We start from the raw sequence: 16,382 nt of genomic DNA on the forward strand, positions 1-16,382 counted from the left end.
TTCGCAAATGCGAAAGGGGCCTGCCATGCTGCGGTGTGGCGGAACCTATGCGCCCGTGCCGGGGCTGTTGTGGCTGCAACGCGGGACTTGCGCCTGCGCATCGGAGGCGGATTCAAGGCCATGCGTCATCAGACCACCACGAAGTCGGCCGCCGACAGCGCAAGACCGGGCGACAGCGCGGCGAACTTCACCGGGGCGAAGGCGCTGGCCGAGCCGTCGGCGTCGTAGAACAGCGAGCCGGTGGTGGAGTTATAGAGGATGCGGTCGTCGGCGTCCCTGGCTGCGAGCGCGATGTCCTTGAAGGCCGAGGCGTCGAGCGTGCCCAGCGTGGTCAGCGCCGTGAAGATGGCGTCGTCGAGATGGATGGAATCGTCGGCAACGCTGAAGTCGGCGATGCGGTCGACATTGCCGGCTCCCAGCGCGGTGGAGAAGCGGAAGGCGTCGGCGCCGCCCATGCCGAACAGCGTGTCGATGCCGCCGCCGCCGTCGAGCACGTTGTCGCCGTTGTTGCCGCGCACCCACTGGCGGATTTCGTTGCCGGTGAGGTCGACGGCGGAGGTGGCTGTGAGCGAGGTGGTGTTGAGGTATTCGACGCTGACGCCGGCGGCCAGCACGAAATCGACGCCGGCGGCGAGGCGGTCGTGGCCTTCGCCGGCGATCTCGACGATCAGGGCGGCGGCGGCATAGACGATGTAGGTGTCGTTGCCGTCATTGCCGATCAGCGTGTCGGGCACGCCGTCGTTGGGGAGCGGCCCGGTGCCGCCGTCATGCAGGATGTTGGCGCCGTCGTTGCCGGTGAGCGTATCGCTGAACAGCGAACCCCTCAGATTCTCGATGCCGGAGAGCGTGTCGCCGCTGGCATCGCCGGACGACGCTTGCGGCCCGGCCTGGCCGAGATCGACCGTCACGCCCGCCGAGGAAGCGGTATAACTGACGGTGTCGTCGTCGGCCCCGCCATTCAGCGTCTCGACCGCCGCGCCGCCGAGCAAAGTATCGTTGCCGGCCCCGCCGTTCAGGATCGCCGCGCCGTCGAGGACATCGTTGCCGGCCCCGCCGTCGAGCGTGCCGGCCCCCGTTCCGGTCAACCGGTCGGCGAACGCCGCGCCGATAGCGTTCTCGATGCCCGACAGCGTGTCGCCCTGGGCGTCGCCGCCTGTGCCGGTGCCGGCGGCGAGATTGACGATCACCGCGGCGGCGGAGCTGGAATAGTCGGCCGTGTCGACGCCTCCGCCGCCGGTGAGGGCGTCGGCGCCCGCGCCGCCGATGAGAACGTCGTTGCCGAACCCTCCGGTGATTATGTCGTTGCCCGCCAGGCCGTCGATGCTGTCGTTGCCGTCGGAGCCGATCATGCGGTCGGCGCCCGCCGACGCGACCAGCGAAACCCGGAACACGTCGAAACCGGTGCCGTTGCCGTCGACGCCCACGCCGGTGTCGGTCGCCTGCGTCTGGAAGGTGACGTAACGGCCGTCGGCCGAGATCGAGGGCGTGTTCGAAATGTCGTTGAGCTCGCTCCCGTCGGCGGCGACGGACAGGCGCGTCACCGAGCCGGTCACCATGTCCTTCAGGAAGATGTCGCGCAGCCCGTTGGTGTCGCCCTGCACCAGGTTGTCGGCGGCGCTCATGAAGACGACGAAGCGGCCGTCCCCGGAGATCACAGCCTGGATGGACAAGTCGTTGCCCTGGCTGCCGTCGGTGGCGGTGGAGACCCGGGTGGTGGTGTTGGTCTGCAGGTCGCGCACGAAGATGTCGGTGGCGCCGTGGCTGTCGCCGGCGACCAGGTTGGTCGCGTTGCTCTCGAACACGACGTAGCGGCCATTGCCGGAGATCGAGGCGGCGAAAGACTGACCGTCGCCCGAACCGCCGCCGGTGGAGGCCGAGACCAGGGTGGTGGTTCCGCCGGCGATATCGCGGACGAAGACGTCGGTGACGGCGCCGTTGCTATCGTTGGTCGTCAGGTTGCTGGCGGAACTGACGAAGGAGGCGCGGTTGCCGTCGTCGGACAGGCGGGCGACCAGGGAGTTGCCGTTGGCCTGCGACTCGTCGTTCGCCACCGAGATGCGGGTGACGAGGCCGGTCGACAGGTTCTTGACGAAGGCGTCGCTGAAGCCGTTGCTGTCGCCGGCCACCAGGTTGTCGGCGGTGCTCTGGAAGCCGATGACGGCGCCGTCGCCGGTGACGCTGACATTCTGGCTGGCCCCGTTTGCCTGACTGCCGTCCGACGCGGTCGAGACGCGGCTTGTCACGCCCGTCCACATATCCCGCATGAAGATGTCCAATGCGGCGTTGGTGTCGCCGCCGACAAGGTTGGTCGCCATGCTGTTATAGAACACGTAGCGGCCGACATCGGAGATGGCCGCCACGCTGGAGACGTTGTTGCCCTGCGTGCCGCCGGTCGCGGACGAGATCAGCGTCGTGGTGCCGGTCAGCGTATCGCGCAGGAAGACGTCGAAGAAACCGTTGACGTCGCCGCCCACCAGATTGGTAGCGGTGCTCTGGAACACGACGAAGCGGCCGTCGCCCGACATCACGCCGCCGGTGGCGATGTTGTTGGCGCTCGTGCCGCTGCCGTCGACCGAGACCCGGATGAGCGAGCTTACGTTGACGGACATGACAGGAATCTCCCCGGAACCGAAACTGATGGCGACGCGAGCCGGAAAACCTAAAAGAAAAGCGACATTGAACGGGGAGCCTGCTCGCGCGCTGACCTCGTCGTTGTGCACGATATACGTGTGCTTATGCCTCGGCAATAATCCAGTTGTTGGATGCCCCCGCCGAGAATTGGCCCTCCGGATCGGAGTGCAAATAACTACCCGTGCTGGAGTGCGTCCCTGAGAGGCGCGGCGGTTCCGCCGATCCAGGCGCTCGACGCCGCCTGCGGCGGCGGCATCGATTATGTCGCACGATCTCCTGCGGCGTCTTCTCCAGGACGCTGTGGCCCGGCCTGCGCGTCGGTTGGACCGCGGCGAACCCAAAGGCTAAACGGAGTGGGGTCTACCCCCCAACCGCTATGCCTGCGACGTTACGCCGACCGCACCGGATCGAGCGTCACCTTGTAGAGCTCGTTGTCGTCGCGATCCATCAGCCGCACCGTCATCTGCTCGCTGGCGCCGTCTATGTCGGCCAGGCCGAAGAACTGCAGGCCGGCCGAGGGCGGCAGGTTCTGGCCCTGCTCGGCGGTCGGCGCCTTCACGAACTTCAGCTCGGGGCCGAAGGTCATGTCGAGCTCGCCCGGCCCGAAGGTGCCGGCATGGATCGGCCCCGACACGAATTCCCAGAACGGCGTGAAGTCCTGGAACTTCGCCTTTTCCGGCGTGTAGTGATGCGCGGCGGTGTAGTGCACGTCGGCGGTGAACCACACGACGTTGTCGATGCTGGCGTTCTTGACGTAGCGCAGCAGGTCGGCCACCTCCAGCTCGCGGCCCTTGGGACCGCCGCTGTCGCCGTTGGCGATCGCTTCCGCGCCCTTCTTGTCCTTGGCGTTGTCCCACACGATGATGCCGATCGGCATGTCGGAGGCGATAACCTTCCAGGTGGCCTTCGAATTGGCGAGCTCGCGCTTCAGCCAGCGCATCTGCTCCTCTCCGAAGATGCGCGAGGCCGGCGTCATCTCGTCTTCCATGGCAGGACCGTTGGGACCGCGATAGGAGCGCAGGTCGACGAAGAACACGTCGAGCAGCGGGCCGTAGGCGATTTTGCGGTAGACGCGGCCGGGCTCGGCCGGCTGAAAGCGGATCGGCGTCATCTCGTGAAAGGCGCGCGCGGCGCGCGCGTTAAGCAGCGGCACCGACTTTTCCGTGTAGCGGTCGTCGGCGGAAAGGTCCTTGGAGGCCGACCAGTTGTTGGTCACCTCGTGGTCGTCCCACTGGAAGAAGGTGGGAAGCGCGGCGTTCATGGCGCGCACATGCTCGTCCATGAGATTGTATTTCCACTGGCCGCGGAATTCGTCCAGCGTCTCGGCGACCTTGCGCTTCTCGTCGGTGACGACCTTGTTCACCCACTTCGTGCCGTCCTTCAGCTCCACCTCCTCCTTCAGCGGGCCGTCGGCATAGATCGTGTCGCCGGAGTGCAGGAAGAAGTCGGGCTGATGCTTGAGGATGGTGGCGTAGCTGTACATGCCCTTGTCGTCGATGCCCCAGCCCTGGCCGACCGTGTCGCCGGACCAGGCGAAGCGGACGTTGCGCTTCGAGGCCGGCGCCGTGCGGAAGCGGCCGACGATCGGCTCGGACACGGTATTGATGTCGGAAAGGTCGGCCGCGACCATGCGGTAGAATATCTCCTGGTCGGAGGCGAGGTCGGTCAGCAGGCGCTTCACCGCGAAATCGCTTTCCGGCAGGGCGCCGAGTGGCGGCAGCTTTACGGCGTTGGCGAAGCTTTCGGTGGTGGACACCTCGAACGCGACGCTGGCGGGACGGTCGACGCGGGTCCAGATCATGGCCGAATTGACGTCGACGTCGCCGGACTGCACGCCGTGCGTGAAGCTCGGCCGCTGGTTGGCGCGCGAGTAATAGGGCATGGCCAGACCCGACAGGCCGACCAGGCCGGCCGCTCCGGTGGTCGCCAACAATGCGCGACGGGTGATTTTCTTGCTGACGGGGTTCATGGCTGTCTCCGGATGGCTTTGAACAGGCGCGCGGAAACTCGGGCTTGCGGGTGACAGGCGGGTGTCGCCCCGATGAAACTTCTATGACGCTTCGATGGCGGGGGAAACGCGACTGGCGTCAGCCCCGGCCGGACCGCTTTTTCCGTGTCTGGAACCTGACCGCGCATTCCAGCCGATGCGTGAGTTCCCGATCGGATATGGCGTCCAGGCGTACCAGGATGGCCGGCCAGCCCTTGTAGTGGTCCGTCTCGAAATAGATGTCGGGCGCCGCTTCCATCAGCGCCGGTTTCTCCTCCAGCGGGCACATGACGACGACCGTCCGCGGGTCCTTCACCCGGCAGATCGACTTCTTGCCGACCTTGAGCGAGGGCGTGCCGTAGGAGGTGCTTTCGACGATGCCGGGAAGCGCGGCCGCCGCCTTGCGCAGCCGCACTAAGGCGGGTGCGAGCGTATCCTCCTCGATCGGGTCACGCTGCGAGACGGCCGGGCTCCTGGGTATAGTAGCTGATATAGCGCTGCTGGATTTCCTTGACCGGCAGCACGACGAAGACGTCGACCGTTTCGAAATCCCGGTCGACGACGCAGCCGTCGCCGATGCGCGCGCCGAGCCGCAGATAGCCTTTGATCAGGGGCGGCATGCGCGAGAATGCCGATTTGGCGTTGATCGCCTCGGCCGGCATCAGGTCCATGCCGACGTAGCGGCCGGGCAGGGCGCTGACGTCGAACTCCGGCGTCGCGCGGCAGTTCCGCGCCAGGAAGGACAGCGCTTCGGCATGGGTGGCCGGAAGGCTGCCATGGAAGGAGGCGCAGCCCGCCATCACGTCGATGTCGTGGTGCAGCACATAGGCCCAGATCGCCTGCCACAGCGTCTCGATCGTGCGCTTGGATCGGTATTGCGGCAGCACGCATGAGCGGCCGAGCTCGAGGAAACGCTTGCCCGGATGCCGGCTAATCAATCCTCCGAGATCGAACTCGTCCTCGGAGTAGAAGCCGCCCGCCAGCGCTGCGCCCTCCTCCCTGAGCATCCGGTAGGTGCCGACGATGCGCCTGTGCTCCGGGCCGGGCAGCGACTGGTCGAAGACCAGGATGTGATCGCACACGGCGTCGAAACGGTCGGCATCGCGGCGGTCGAGCACCTGCAGCCGGTTGCTCCCGGCGCCGAGCTCCTCGTAGAAGACGCTATAGCGCACCTCCTGGGCGGCGGCGATCTCGGCATCGTCGCGGGCGAGCCGCGCCTCCAGCGGGCCGATGCGGCCGAGCGTGCGGCCGGCAATGCCGGGCCGGGGCTCCACGCCGGGAACCAGCCCCTTCACGTCCATGGCGACATCGACCGACGGAACAGCTGTTTGCACGGGTGATTCTCCTTCGAACAGCCGGCACGGCTTCGAGATACTGGCGCTGTGCAACAGATGTATGAAAGTACCGTGACGGCTGCACGCGCTCAAGCTCATGGCCGCTGACATTTAGGTTATCTTCGCCGGCTTCGGCCGTCGTTGAGACGGCTTCAGACCATGCGCTGCTCGACGGCATGGACGAGCGCGTCGGGATCGATCGGCTTGGTCACGAAGCCGCTGGCGCCGTGGGCGAGCACGTCGTGGCGGGTCTTTTCCTGGCTGTCCGCCGACAGCACCATGATCGGCACCGGCGGTAGGTCGTTCTCCTCCTCGTGGCGGCGGATCAGGGCTATCGCCTCCAGCCCGTCCATGATCGGCATGTGCAGGTCCATCAGCACGACGTCGTGCCGATCCTTGCGCGGGCTGGTGACGGCTTCGACCGCCGCCTTGCCGTTGCCGACGACCTCGACCCGGTGGCCAGCCTTCTGCAGCGTGGTGCGGGCGAGCAGCGCGTTGATCTCGTTGTCTTCGGCGAGCAGGACGGACAGGCCTGAGAACCGGGCGCTGCGGCCCTTGGCCGGCCTGCGGACGACGGACGCGGGAGCGATGCTGGAGGCGACGGCGGCGCCCGACAGCAGAACGCGCAGCAGCGTCTCGCCGCGCACCGGCCGGGCGAGGAAGGTCACGTAGCCGCTGGCGCGGAAGTCACCCAGCGCGCCTCGGTCGGTCGGCGCGATCAGGGTGATCGCCTGGCTCGAGGAGAAGCCCGCCTGCTTCAGCCGCTTCAGCACGCGCCCGTCCGGCGATTCCAGCGCCGCGTCGACCAGCAGCGCGTCGCAGGGTCCGGCCAGCTCCAGCGCCTGGTCGATCGAATAGGCGACGTCGACGGTGCCGCCATAGGCGCGGATGGTGCGGGCGATCGCGTCGCACTCCACCTCGTTCTTCGACAGGATCACCGAGCGGTGGCCCTCCAGCACCAGGCCGCGCGCCAGGCCGGCAGTCGCCTCCAGCGCCGGGAGCTCGAAGGCGAATTCGGAGCCGAGCCCGTAGTCGCTGGAAACCGTGATCGTGCCGCCCACCGCCTCGACGATGCGGCGCGATATGGCGAGGCCGAGCCCGGCGCCGCCATGGACGCGCGTCGAGCTGGTGTCGGCCTGCTCGAACTCCTCGAAGATGCGGTCCATGTCCTCCTTGCGCAGCCCCGGTCCGGTGTCGGCAACCGCGAAGCGCACCATCTCCATGCCGTCAGGACCGGGCTTCAGCGACACCGTCACCAGCACGCCGCCGGTTTCGGTGAACTTGATCGCGTTGCCAACGAGGTTGAGCAGCACCTGCCGCACCCGGCCGGGATCGGCGGTGATGGTATGCGGCACGTCCGGCGCGACATGGCAGCCGAGGCCGATGCCCTTGGCGAAGGCGCGCGAGGCCAGCAGCTCGACCACGCCCTCGACCGTCTCGCGCGGCGAGATCGGCTGCGGCTCCGGCACGAAGCGTCCGGCCTCGATCTTGGAGAAGTCGAGCAGGTCCTCGATCAGCGCCAGCAGGGCGCTGGCGGAGGTCGACACCGCGCTCACATAGGTCTTCTGCTCGGCCGAGAGATTGGTGTCGGCGAGCAGCTTGGCCATGCCCATGATGCCGTTCATGGGTGTGCGGATCTCGTGGCTCACCGTCGCCAGGAAACGCGACTTGGCGAGGCTCGCATATTCGGCGCGCTCGCGCGCCCCGATCAGCGCGGCCTCGGCCCGCTTGCGCCCGGTGATGTCGCGGGCGATCGCCCGGTGCGACACAGCCGCGCTGGCAAGATCGCGCACCGACAGCTCGATCCAGGAGAACCAGCGCGTTCCGGCGGGCGTATGGATAGACACGTCGGTCGAGCTCAGGCATTCGCCCTCGGCGAAGGCGGCGTCGGGGACCATGCCGACCTCGATGCCGAGATCGGCGAGCCGCATCCCGACCAGCTCGTCCTGCGGCCGCCTGACCAGGTCGGCGAAGACGCGATTGGCATAGACGATGCGTCCGTCGCGATCGCGATGGATGACGAGGTCCCCGAGCGCATCGATGAGGCCGAGAAAATGCTCCTCACTCTCATGCATCTCCCACATGCGGTCGGCGAGGCTTTCGATGCGGGCGGGCGTTGCCGTCTCCGCCGCTTCCGCCTGCGGCCGCCGACGGGTGCCGAGGCCGCGCACCAGCACTGCCAGGCCGACGGCGCCGAGCGCCAGAAAACCCATGACCAGGACGGCCTGGGCATTCAGGAAATAGGCGGCTGCCGCGAGCAGGGGGGCGGCGATGACGATGGCGGTCTGCAGCACGACGAGCTGCGGTTTGGTCGGCAGCGAGCCGGCCAGCGGGTCGACAGGCGCGGCCTGCGGCAGGACCGGCGCTTCGACGCCGCCGTCCATGCTCTTGCCTTCGAGGGTGCTGTGGACGATGGGGGCCGTCATCCGGTTATTCTACTCCGGTGTCGTTCCCGAAGCTTTCTGCAATTCGCTCGCATTTTAGCGTTCCGCCATTTTAAGGGTGCGGCGCGAGCATTTCCGCCGGCCGGTTACGTCTGGCGCCCGCCTGATCCATCGTCCGACGGAGCTTCCTTTCGCGCCTGCCGCCAGGAGAGCAGCTCCTGAAGCACGACCGCGGCGGCGCCGACCGAGATGAAGGCGTCGGCCAGGTTGAAGACCGCGAACGACCAGACCGGGGTATGGAAGAAGATGTAGTCGATGACGTGGCCGTGGATGGCGCGGTCGATCACATTGCCGATGGCGCCGCTGACGATCAGCGCGAAGCCCAGCCGCGCCAGCACCTGCCGCGGGTCGGAGCGCAGGGCGAGATAGAGCACGAAGGCGATGACGGCGATGGAGATGGCGACCAGCCCGCGGTCGCCGACCCAGGAGAACATCGAGAAGGCGACGCCGGTGTTGTAGGTGCGGTAGAGCGCCAGGAACGGCAGCAACTCCACCGGGTCGTGCATGGCCAGCCGCGTTTCCACCAGCCATTTGATCCACTGGTCGAGGGCGATGCCGGCGGCGGCGATCCCCGCATAGATGTGCCATGAAGGTGCGCGCATCAGGCCTCGTCCGTTGCAAGCGTCAGCGCGGCGCGCCGGATCTCGAACAGCATCACCCCGGTCGCCACGGCGAGGTTGAGCGAATCGGCGCGGCCCGCCTGCGGGATGCGCACCAGCTTGTCGCAGGTCTCGGCGAGCGCGTCCGGCAGGCCCTGCTGTTCGTTGCCCATCAGCAGCAGCACCGGCTTCTTCGCATAGTCGACGCTGCGGTAATCGACGGCGCCCTTGAGATGCGTGCCGGCGACCAGCCCGGCAAAGCCCTTGCGCCAGGCGAGAAAGGCCTCCTGCGTCGTCCGCGCCACCGGCACGGCGAAGATCGAGCCCATGGTCGCCCGCACCGTCTCCAGCCCGAACGGATCGGTGGTGTCGCCGACCAGGATGATGCCCTTGGCGCCGACGGCATCGACGGTGCGCAGCACGGTGCCGAGATTGCCGGGATCGCGCACCCGGTCGAGCCCCACCCAGACGTCGCCCGGTGCCGGACGGATGTCGGTCAGCTTCAGGAAGCGCTGCTCGAACACGCCGACCACCGTCTGCGGATTGTCGCGCCTGGTGATCGCCGCGAGAATCTTTTCCGAGACCTCCAGCACGTCGCCGCCGGCCGCCACCGTGCGTGCCGCGACCTTCTCGACGGCCGGGTTGCCGAGGGCGGATTTGGCGAAGACCAGCGTCTTCACCCGCCAGCCGAGGTCGAGCGCGTCGATGACGAGCTTCAGGCCCTCGGCCATGAAGGCGTTCTGCTGGTCGCGGAACTTCTTCAGCGCCAGCGCCTTCAGGTCTTTCACCAGCGGGTTGGACAGGCTGGTGACTTCCTTGACGCGCCCGACACGCAGTTGGCCGGTCATGATGCGCCCCCTCCACCACGCTTCGCGTGGTCCCCCTCCCCCGTAAACGGGGGAGGATCGAACGGCGCCGCTGGTTCCTCCCCTGCGAAGCGGGGGAGGGGGACCACGCGAAGCGTGGTGGAGGGGGCGCTGCTCAGGGGTGAACGACTCATCCCGCAACCCATCTGGAAAACAATGACGTGGAAAGCGCCCGCCCGGCGCCCTTCTCGCGGATCACCAGCTCGCCCGATTCGACGCGGCCGCCCATGCCGGCGAAGGTGTCGCGCATCAGCGCGTGGATGGCGAAGAAGGAGGCGCGGATCGAATAGGCGGTGAGCACGACGGCGAGCGGCTTCGGCGTCAGGATCGACCGGCAGATGTCGGCGAGCCTCGGCAGGTCGTCGAAGAGCTGCCAGACCTCGCCTTTCGGGCCGCGGCCATAGGCGGGCGGGTCGAACAGGATGATGTCGTAGCGGCTGCCGCGGCGCTCCTCGCGCTCGGCGAACTTCATGGCGTCCTCGCAGATCCAGCGGATCGGCTTGTCGCCGAGCCGTGCCATCTCCTGGTTCTCGCGCGCCCAGCCGATCGCCTTCTTCGAGGCGTCGACATGCGTCACCTCCGCGCCGGCCTTCGCCGCCACCAGCGAGGCCAGCCCGGTATAGCCGAACAGGTTGAGCACTTTCACCGGCCGCCTCGCGCCGCCGATCAGCCCGGCCATGTGATCCCAATGCGTGGCCTGCTCCGGGAACACGCCGACATGGCGGAACGAGGTGAAACGGCCGAGATAGTCGATGCCGTCGTGACGCATCGGCCAGGTCTCGCCGAGCGGCTGTTTCGGGAAGCGCCAGCGGCCAAGCCCTTCCTCGTCGGTGTCGCCGGTGAAAGTCGCGTCGGCCTTGCGCCATTCGCCCTCCGGCAAGGCCTTGCGCCAGATCGCCTGGCCTTCGGGGCGGACGATACGGTAGGCGCCGTACTGTTCCAGCTTCTCGCCATCGCCGGAATCGAGCAGCGCGTAGTCGTCATTGGGCAGGACTTCGAGGATCACCGGCAGGCGCTCGGGCGGCAGCATGCCTTCGCGGCGTGGGCGCGGCTGTGCCTCTGCTTGCCGCTCGGGCGGGCGAACTGCCTGCCCCTGCTGGCGCCGGTCGTCGCCGCGATTGTGACGCGCTGGTTTCAAACGATCGCCTCGCTGGAAGATGCCGTCGCTTCTGCCACAGCCGGCAGGACGGCGCAACAAAGGCGGCTACGGGCTGCGCTGGATGGTGAGCAGGGCGGAGAACAGGGCGACCAGTCCTGCCAACTTTGCCGCCGCCACGACCATGTGCCCCGTTTCCCACTGCCGCCGGATCGTCTCGAAATTCTCCGGCATCGGGCCGGGCTTCCAGGTGGCGAGGATGTTGTTGGCGGGCAGGACGATTGCGATCCAGGCAATGAGCGCGGCGGCGAACAGGACGGTCGCGGCGAGCGCCAGGCCGAAGGCCGGGCTCTGGCCGCGCAGCATCAAGGTGAGCACGGCGGGCGTGATGATCGCCAGGAGGTCGACCGGCGCGCCGACCACTGCGAACAAGCGGTACTGCTGGTTGAAGACCGTGGTTTCGCGCCACAGCTCCGGCGACCAGAGCTGGATGCGGGGCACGGACTCCAGCACATGCGCGAAGGACGGGCCGAAGCTCAGCGCGGCGACGATGGCGGTCAGGAGCGACCAGAGAAAAAGGGGCCAGCCGAGGGTCATGATGCCGAACCTTGGTGCGGCGCCAAGGTTCCCGCGCGACCCTTTGATGCGTCAAGGGTGGCTTGACCTTAGGCGCCGCCTATTCTGCGCTTGCTGCCCTGAACACCGCCACGCCCGCCGCAAGATCCTCGAGCGCCGCCCCAACCGACTTGAACAGCGTGATCTCCTTGGCGCCACCGCGTCCGGGTTTTTCGCCGCGGGCGAGCTCGTGCAGGTCGGCGACGATGGCGTTCGGCTTCAGAACGCCCGACTGCAGCGGCTGCACGATGTCACCGGCCTCCTTGGTCGCTCCGGCGCGGGTATCGACATAGACCTTGGCGCGGGAGATGGCGTCGTCGTCGGCCTCGCGCATCGAGGGCGTGAAGCCGCCGACGAGGTCGACATGCGTGCCGGGCTTGAGAAGCGCGCCCTTGACCAGCGGCTCGGTCGAGATGGTGGCGCAGGTGACTATGTCGGCCCAGCCCAGCGCCGCGTCGAGATCGGCGGCGGCGGCCGCGGCAAAACCGTCCCGCCGCAGCGCCTCCGCGGCCTTCCCGGCATTGGCCGGGGTGCGGTTCCAGATGCGGATGTCGCGGATCGGCCGCACGGCCGAATGCGCCCGGGCGAGGAAGGCGCTGAGCGCTCCGGCCCCGACCACCAGCAGCTTCGAGGCGTCGTCGCGCGCCAGGTAGGTGGCGGCGAGTGCCGAGGCGCAGGCGGTGCGCCACTGCGTCAGCCTCTGGCCGTCGATCAGCGCCTGCGGTTCGCCGGTCCTGCCGTCGAGCAGCAGGTAGAGCCCCATCACCGCCGGCTTGCCGATGGCGTTGTTGTCGGGCGAGACGGTGACGATCTTCACACCGACATGGCCGCCGTCCGAGGTGCCTGCGGCGTTGAAGTCGGTCCAGGCCGGCATCAGGAGCAGGGTCGAGGCCGCGCCGTCCGGCCGCTCGACCGTGTGATGGTGGCGCACCGGCTGCACCGCGCCGGCGCGGAAGGCGTCCCGAAGCGTCTCGACGAGCCCCGGGAAGGTGAGCGAGCGGTCGACCTCTTCGGCCGAAATCATGCGCATGCGCGGTCTCCTTGCGCCTGGGACCGCACCATCCTGGAGCATGATCCCGAAAAGTTGCAGACTTTTCGGACAAAGATCATGCGGCAAAACAAAGAGATAGAGCAGAATGCCGTTTCATCTGGATCGCATTTCGCTCTAGCGGCTGGGCCCGGGCAGTGCCGCCGAGGCCCTGGCGGCCTGCGCCTGGCGGCTTGCGGCGTCGTGCGCCGCCTGCGCTTCCAGCCCGCGCTGCCGCGCCAGCTTGCGGTAGCGGCCCTGCCTGAACCAGGTGGCGAAGCTGCCGATGACGAGGCCGACGGCCAGCGCGGCGAACATCAGGAAGAACAGCGGCAGTTGGACGGTCAGCGCCGGATTGCCGGGATTGAACGGATCCAGCGTGAACGGTGTCAGGCCCCGGTTGGCGACGGCGAGCGCGATCAGGACGATGGCGAGTGGCACGAGGACCACGACGAGGATGAGGCGATTGACCATGATCTTCCGCTGCCGTTCGGCTGGTCCCGTCCTTATTTCTGGGAGTTCAGCCTTTCGCGAAGTTCCTTGCCGGTCTTGAAGAACGGCACCCACTTCTCCTCCACCTCGACCGTGTCGCCGGTGCGCGGGTTGCGCCCGGTGCGCGCCGGCCGGTTCTTGACCGAGAACGCGCCGAAGCCGCGCAGCTCGACGCGATTGCCCTCGGCCAGCGTCTCGGTGATCTCGTCGAATATGGCGCTGACGATGTTCTCCACGTCGCGCAGGAAGAGGTGCGAATTGCGGGCGTGGATGATCTGCACGAGTTCGGATTTGATCATGAGCTGTCCCCCTTCAAACAGATGAATCCAAAAGCATGCGAATGATTTTGCTGATGTTTTAGGCTGGCCGGAAACCAGTCAAGGGTGCCAGACCGATACGAGGCCGTCAAGGAACAAGCGGTCCGCTCCGGTCTCCTTGAGCAGGTCGGCACCGGCGCCCGGGAAACCCATCGCCCTGCCGGCCGCGTCGGTCAGGGCCCGGCCGAACAGAAACCCGCTGCCGCTGTCGGTGGGCTCCCACTCGATCACCTGAAGGTTCTCCGAAACGCCCTTGCCGGTGAGCCAGGCGATCGCCTCCTTCTCGCCGCCGAGGCCGTCGATCAGCCGCTTCTCCAGGGCCTGCCGGCCGGTGAAGACCGAGCCGTCGGCGAGCGTCAGCACCTCGGCCCGCGACATGCCGCGGCGATCCGAGACGAGGCCGACGAACCAGTCGTAGCTGTCGAGGATCATCGAGCGGATCATCGCCTTCTCCTCCTCGGTGGTGTGGTTGAAGGGCGACGGCTCGGCCTTCAGCGGCGACGACTTGACCTCGTCGAGGGTGATGCCGAGTTTGTCCATAAGGCCGCTGAAATTGGGGAACTGCGCCAGCACGCCGATCGATCCGACGATCGAGGATTGCCGCGCCACGATATGGTCGGAGGCGCTGGCGATCATGTAGCCGGCCGACGCCGCCAGCGTGCCGACCTGCGCCACCACCGGCTTCTCCGCCGCAAGCGCCCTGACCGCGTCGAAGATCGCCTCGCCGCCCGCGGTCGTGCCGCCGGGCGAGTCGATCGACAGGATGACGCCCTTGACGGCCGACGACTTGCGGATGTCGTCCAGCCGCTCCATCAGGTCCTCGTCCTCCAGGATCGTGCCTTCGATCTTGACCTTGGCGATGTGGCTGGCCGACTTGCCGGCGAAGCCGTCGCCGTAATAGGCGGACGCCGCGGCGACGATCGCGATGGCCGCGATCGCCAGCGCCACGACGCGCCAGAAGGTTAGCTTGCGTCGCAGTCTGCGGCGGTCGATCAGGTCCTCTGCGGTGGCGGCCATGTCTTTCCTCGCGAGACGGAAAGCGCCGTATCTAGCGCATGCCGCCGGTCCCCGCTACCCGCCATGCGCGAGGGCGCTGGGCACGAGAGGGCCTGGAACGCAACACGGGCTGACTGTTCCCTTAAGATGCGAATCCTCTGCCTCATTCGCCGTAGCCGACGATGCCCTTGATCTCCAGGAAGTCGTGGATCGCCCAGTCGGCATATTCGCGGCCGTTGCCGGACTGCTTGTAGCCGCCGAAGGGAGCGAAGACGTCCCAGTCGGGATAGTTGATCGACACCTGGCCGGCGCGCAGCCGCGCCGCGACTTTTCGCGCATGGCCGATGTCCTGCGACTGCACATAGGCGGCGAGCCCGTAGACCGTGTCGTTGGCGATCCGCACAGCGTCGTCCTCGTCCTCGTAGGAGATCACCGACAGCACCGGTCCGAAAATCTCCTCGCGCTCGATGCTCATGCCCGGACGGACATGGCCGAACACGGTCGGGCGCACGTAATAGCCGCGGTTGAGATGCTCTGGCCGGCCGGGGCCGCCGGTCACCAGCGTCGCGCCCTCCTCGATGCCGCTGTCGATCAGCCGCTGCACCTTGTCGAACTGCAGCTGGCTGACGACGGGACCGAGCTGCGTGTCCTCGGCGCGCGGGTCGCCGACCTTGAAGGTTTCCGCCGCGTTTTTGGCGATCGCCAGCGCCTCGTCGTGACGGCCGGCCGGCACAAGCATGCGCGTCGGCGCGTCGCAGGACTGGCCGGAATTGCCGAAGCAGCCCTCGACGCCCTTTTGCACGGCGACCGCGAAATCGGCGTCGGGCAGGATGATGTTGGCCGACTTGCCGCCGAGCTCCTGGGCGACGCGCTTGACCGTATCGGCCGCGGTCTTGGCGACGATGATGCCGGCGCGTGTCGAGCCGGTGAAGGAGACCATGTCGACGTCCGGATGGCCGGCCATGACCTGGCCGACATCCGGGCCGGTGCCGTTGACGAGATTGAACACGCCCTTCGGCGTGCCGGCGGCGGCAACCGCCTCGGCGAAGACGATGCCGCTGATCGGCGCGATCTCGCTGGGTTTCAACACCACCGTGCAGCCGGCGGCGATCGCCGGCGCGACCTTGCAGACGATCTGGTTGAGCGGCCAGTTCCACGGCGTGATCAGTGCGCACACGCCGATCGGCTCCTTCACCACCATGGTGGTGCCGCGCTTCTCCGTGAAGTCGTAGTCCTCGAACGCCTTGATGGTGGCTTCCATATGGGCGCGACCGGCCCAGGCCTGCGCCTCGCGCGCCCAGGTGATCGGCGCGCCCATCTCCTGGCTCACCGCCTGGGCGATCTCCTCGAAGCGGTCGTTGTAGGCCGCAAGGATACGCTTCAGCAGATCGAGCCGCTCCGCCTTGCTGGTCTGCGAGAAGGACGGGAACGCCGCCTTGGCCGCCGCCACCGCGCGGTCGACATCGGGCTTCGAGCCGACGGAGATTTTTGTATAGGCCTCTTCGGTCGACGGATCGATCACCTCGAGCGTCGCCGGCACGACCGGATCGACCCATTCGCCATTGATGAAGAAGCGCAGGTGGTTGGTCATGAAGGGGGCTCCCGTTGTCCTGATTGTCGCTTGTCGTTGGCGCCCAGCATCGGGCAGGCGCGGATTTGACGCAAGCGGACAGGGCGGCGATTTCGAGACGCCAGCATACCCAGGGCGCGGTCCGTCCTCGCCACGCCCTGCTTTTGCAGTCTGGCCATTGAAAGGAAGTGCGGGAAGCGGGGCGCGGGGCCGAGCCTCTCTAAGTAAGTACGTGGCGCGGTGACCCGCGCCCCGCCGGCGTTCTTGCCCGTCCGCTAGCGCTGCATTCGCGCAGGTGTCGCGGCTGGGGCCCGGGTCTCCAGCTCTCGCCAGCCGTGCTACCGATTGCGCGACCGACCCGGCGCCGACGCTCCCTCCTGATACCCGGTGCGCACCAAGTTCCCGCAG

Annotated in this window: 14 protein-coding genes; all 14 read right to left on the reverse strand. The window is 67.5% G+C overall.

The features are described 5' to 3' along the window. Positions 1-128: 128 nt before the first annotated feature. Positions 129-2,609: a beta strand repeat-containing protein gene (locus AC5JDC_RS09145; RefSeq protein ID WP_495841043.1), complete on the reverse strand. Its 2,481-nt coding sequence runs from the start codon at positions 2,607-2,609 to the stop codon at positions 129-131. Between the two features lie 410 nt (positions 2,610-3,019). Then, positions 3,020-4,600 (reverse strand): alkaline phosphatase D family protein, encoded by a 1,581-nt coding sequence (locus AC5JDC_RS09150; RefSeq protein WP_495841045.1) that lies wholly within the window; start codon positions 4,598-4,600, stop codon positions 3,020-3,022. Positions 4,601-4,718: 118 nt separating this feature from the next. Then, the gene (locus AC5JDC_RS09155; protein WP_495841047.1) at positions 4,719-5,033 is read right to left on the reverse strand and encodes an MmcQ/YjbR family DNA-binding protein; all 315 of its coding nucleotides are present in this window, start codon (positions 5,031-5,033) and stop codon (positions 4,719-4,721) included. 34 nt (positions 5,034-5,067) lie between these two features. Next, positions 5,068-5,919, reverse strand: a complete 852-nt coding sequence (gene olsB / locus AC5JDC_RS09160) for a l-ornithine N(alpha)-acyltransferase (protein WP_495841076.1) — start codon at positions 5,917-5,919, stop codon at positions 5,068-5,070. A 185-nt stretch (positions 5,920-6,104) separates the two neighbouring features. Next, on the reverse strand, positions 6,105-8,378 hold the full coding sequence (locus AC5JDC_RS09165; RefSeq protein ID WP_495841049.1) for a response regulator: 2,274 nt from the start codon (positions 8,376-8,378) through the stop codon (positions 6,105-6,107). Positions 8,379-8,482: 104 nt separating this feature from the next. After that, positions 8,483-8,998 carry a signal peptidase II gene (gene lspA, locus AC5JDC_RS09170; RefSeq protein ID WP_495841051.1) on the reverse strand — a complete coding sequence of 172 codons (516 nt, stop codon included), beginning with the start codon at positions 8,996-8,998 and terminating at the stop codon, positions 8,483-8,485. Then, positions 8,998-9,843, reverse strand: a complete 846-nt coding sequence (locus AC5JDC_RS09175; RefSeq protein WP_495841053.1) for a TrmH family RNA methyltransferase — start codon at positions 9,841-9,843, stop codon at positions 8,998-9,000. The genes lspA and AC5JDC_RS09175 overlap by 1 nt, the downstream gene beginning before the upstream one ends. Positions 9,844-9,991: 148 nt before the next feature. After that, the gene (locus tag AC5JDC_RS09180; protein WP_495841055.1) at positions 9,992-10,999 is read right to left on the reverse strand and encodes an RsmD family RNA methyltransferase; all 1,008 of its coding nucleotides are present in this window, start codon (positions 10,997-10,999) and stop codon (positions 9,992-9,994) included. Between the two features lie 66 nt (positions 11,000-11,065). Next, entirely contained in the window at positions 11,066-11,554 is a 489-nt protein-coding gene (locus AC5JDC_RS09185) for a DUF1772 domain-containing protein (RefSeq protein WP_495841057.1), read from the reverse strand. Positions 11,555-11,633: 79 nt separating this feature from the next. Then, positions 11,634-12,602, reverse strand: coding sequence for a bifunctional Delta(1)-pyrroline-2-carboxylate/Delta(1)-piperideine-2-carboxylate reductase (lhpI, locus tag AC5JDC_RS09190; protein ID WP_495841059.1), 969 nt, complete (start codon positions 12,600-12,602; stop codon positions 11,634-11,636). Positions 12,603-12,737: 135 nt separating this feature from the next. Further along, entirely contained in the window at positions 12,738-13,073 is a 336-nt protein-coding gene (locus AC5JDC_RS09195) for a LapA family protein (RefSeq protein WP_495841061.1), read from the reverse strand. Between the two features lie 32 nt (positions 13,074-13,105). Next, on the reverse strand, positions 13,106-13,390 hold the full coding sequence (locus tag AC5JDC_RS09200; RefSeq protein ID WP_106774488.1) for an integration host factor subunit beta: 285 nt from the start codon (positions 13,388-13,390) through the stop codon (positions 13,106-13,108). Positions 13,391-13,468: 78 nt separating this feature from the next. Beyond that, on the reverse strand, positions 13,469-14,425 hold the full coding sequence (gene sppA / locus AC5JDC_RS09205) for a signal peptide peptidase SppA (protein WP_495841064.1): 957 nt from the start codon (positions 14,423-14,425) through the stop codon (positions 13,469-13,471). 142 nt (positions 14,426-14,567) lie between these two features. Continuing rightward, entirely contained in the window at positions 14,568-15,995 is a 1,428-nt protein-coding gene (locus AC5JDC_RS09210; RefSeq protein ID WP_495841066.1) for an aldehyde dehydrogenase family protein, read from the reverse strand. Between the last annotated feature and the right edge of the window lie 387 nt (positions 15,996-16,382).

The sequence above is a fragment of the Kumtagia sp. genome (genome assembly GCF_059502445.1).

Excerpts from the sequence above, each read along its gene's own strand:
- AC5JDC_RS09185 (WP_495841057.1), bottom strand. The coding sequence starts at position 11,554 with ATGACCCTCGGCTGGCCCCTTTTTCTCTGGTCGCTCCTGACCGCCATC.
- AC5JDC_RS09145 (WP_495841043.1), bottom strand. The coding sequence starts at position 2,609 with ATGTCCGTCAACGTAAGCTCGCTCATCCGGGTCTCGGTCGACGGCAGC.
- AC5JDC_RS09175 (WP_495841053.1), bottom strand. The coding sequence starts at position 9,843 with ATGACCGGCCAACTGCGTGTCGGGCGCGTCAAGGAAGTCACCAGCCTG.
- AC5JDC_RS09200 (WP_106774488.1), bottom strand. The coding sequence starts at position 13,390 with ATGATCAAATCCGAACTCGTGCAGATCATCCACGCCCGCAATTCGCAC.
- AC5JDC_RS09210 (WP_495841066.1), bottom strand. The coding sequence starts at position 15,995 with ATGACCAACCACCTGCGCTTCTTCATCAATGGCGAATGGGTCGATCCG.
- olsB (WP_495841076.1), bottom strand. The coding sequence starts at position 5,919 with ATGGACGTGAAGGGGCTGGTTCCCGGCGTGGAGCCCCGGCCCGGCATT.
- AC5JDC_RS09195 (WP_495841061.1), bottom strand. The coding sequence starts at position 13,073 with ATGGTCAATCGCCTCATCCTCGTCGTGGTCCTCGTGCCACTCGCCATC.
- lhpI (WP_495841059.1), bottom strand. The coding sequence starts at position 12,602 with ATGCGCATGATTTCGGCCGAAGAGGTCGACCGCTCGCTCACCTTCCCG.
- AC5JDC_RS09150 (WP_495841045.1), bottom strand. The coding sequence starts at position 4,600 with ATGAACCCCGTCAGCAAGAAAATCACCCGTCGCGCATTGTTGGCGACC.
- AC5JDC_RS09165 (WP_495841049.1), bottom strand. The coding sequence starts at position 8,378 with ATGACGGCCCCCATCGTCCACAGCACCCTCGAAGGCAAGAGCATGGAC.
- lspA (WP_495841051.1), bottom strand. The coding sequence starts at position 8,998 with ATGCGCGCACCTTCATGGCACATCTATGCGGGGATCGCCGCCGCCGGC.
- sppA (WP_495841064.1), bottom strand. The coding sequence starts at position 14,425 with ATGGCCGCCACCGCAGAGGACCTGATCGACCGCCGCAGACTGCGACGC.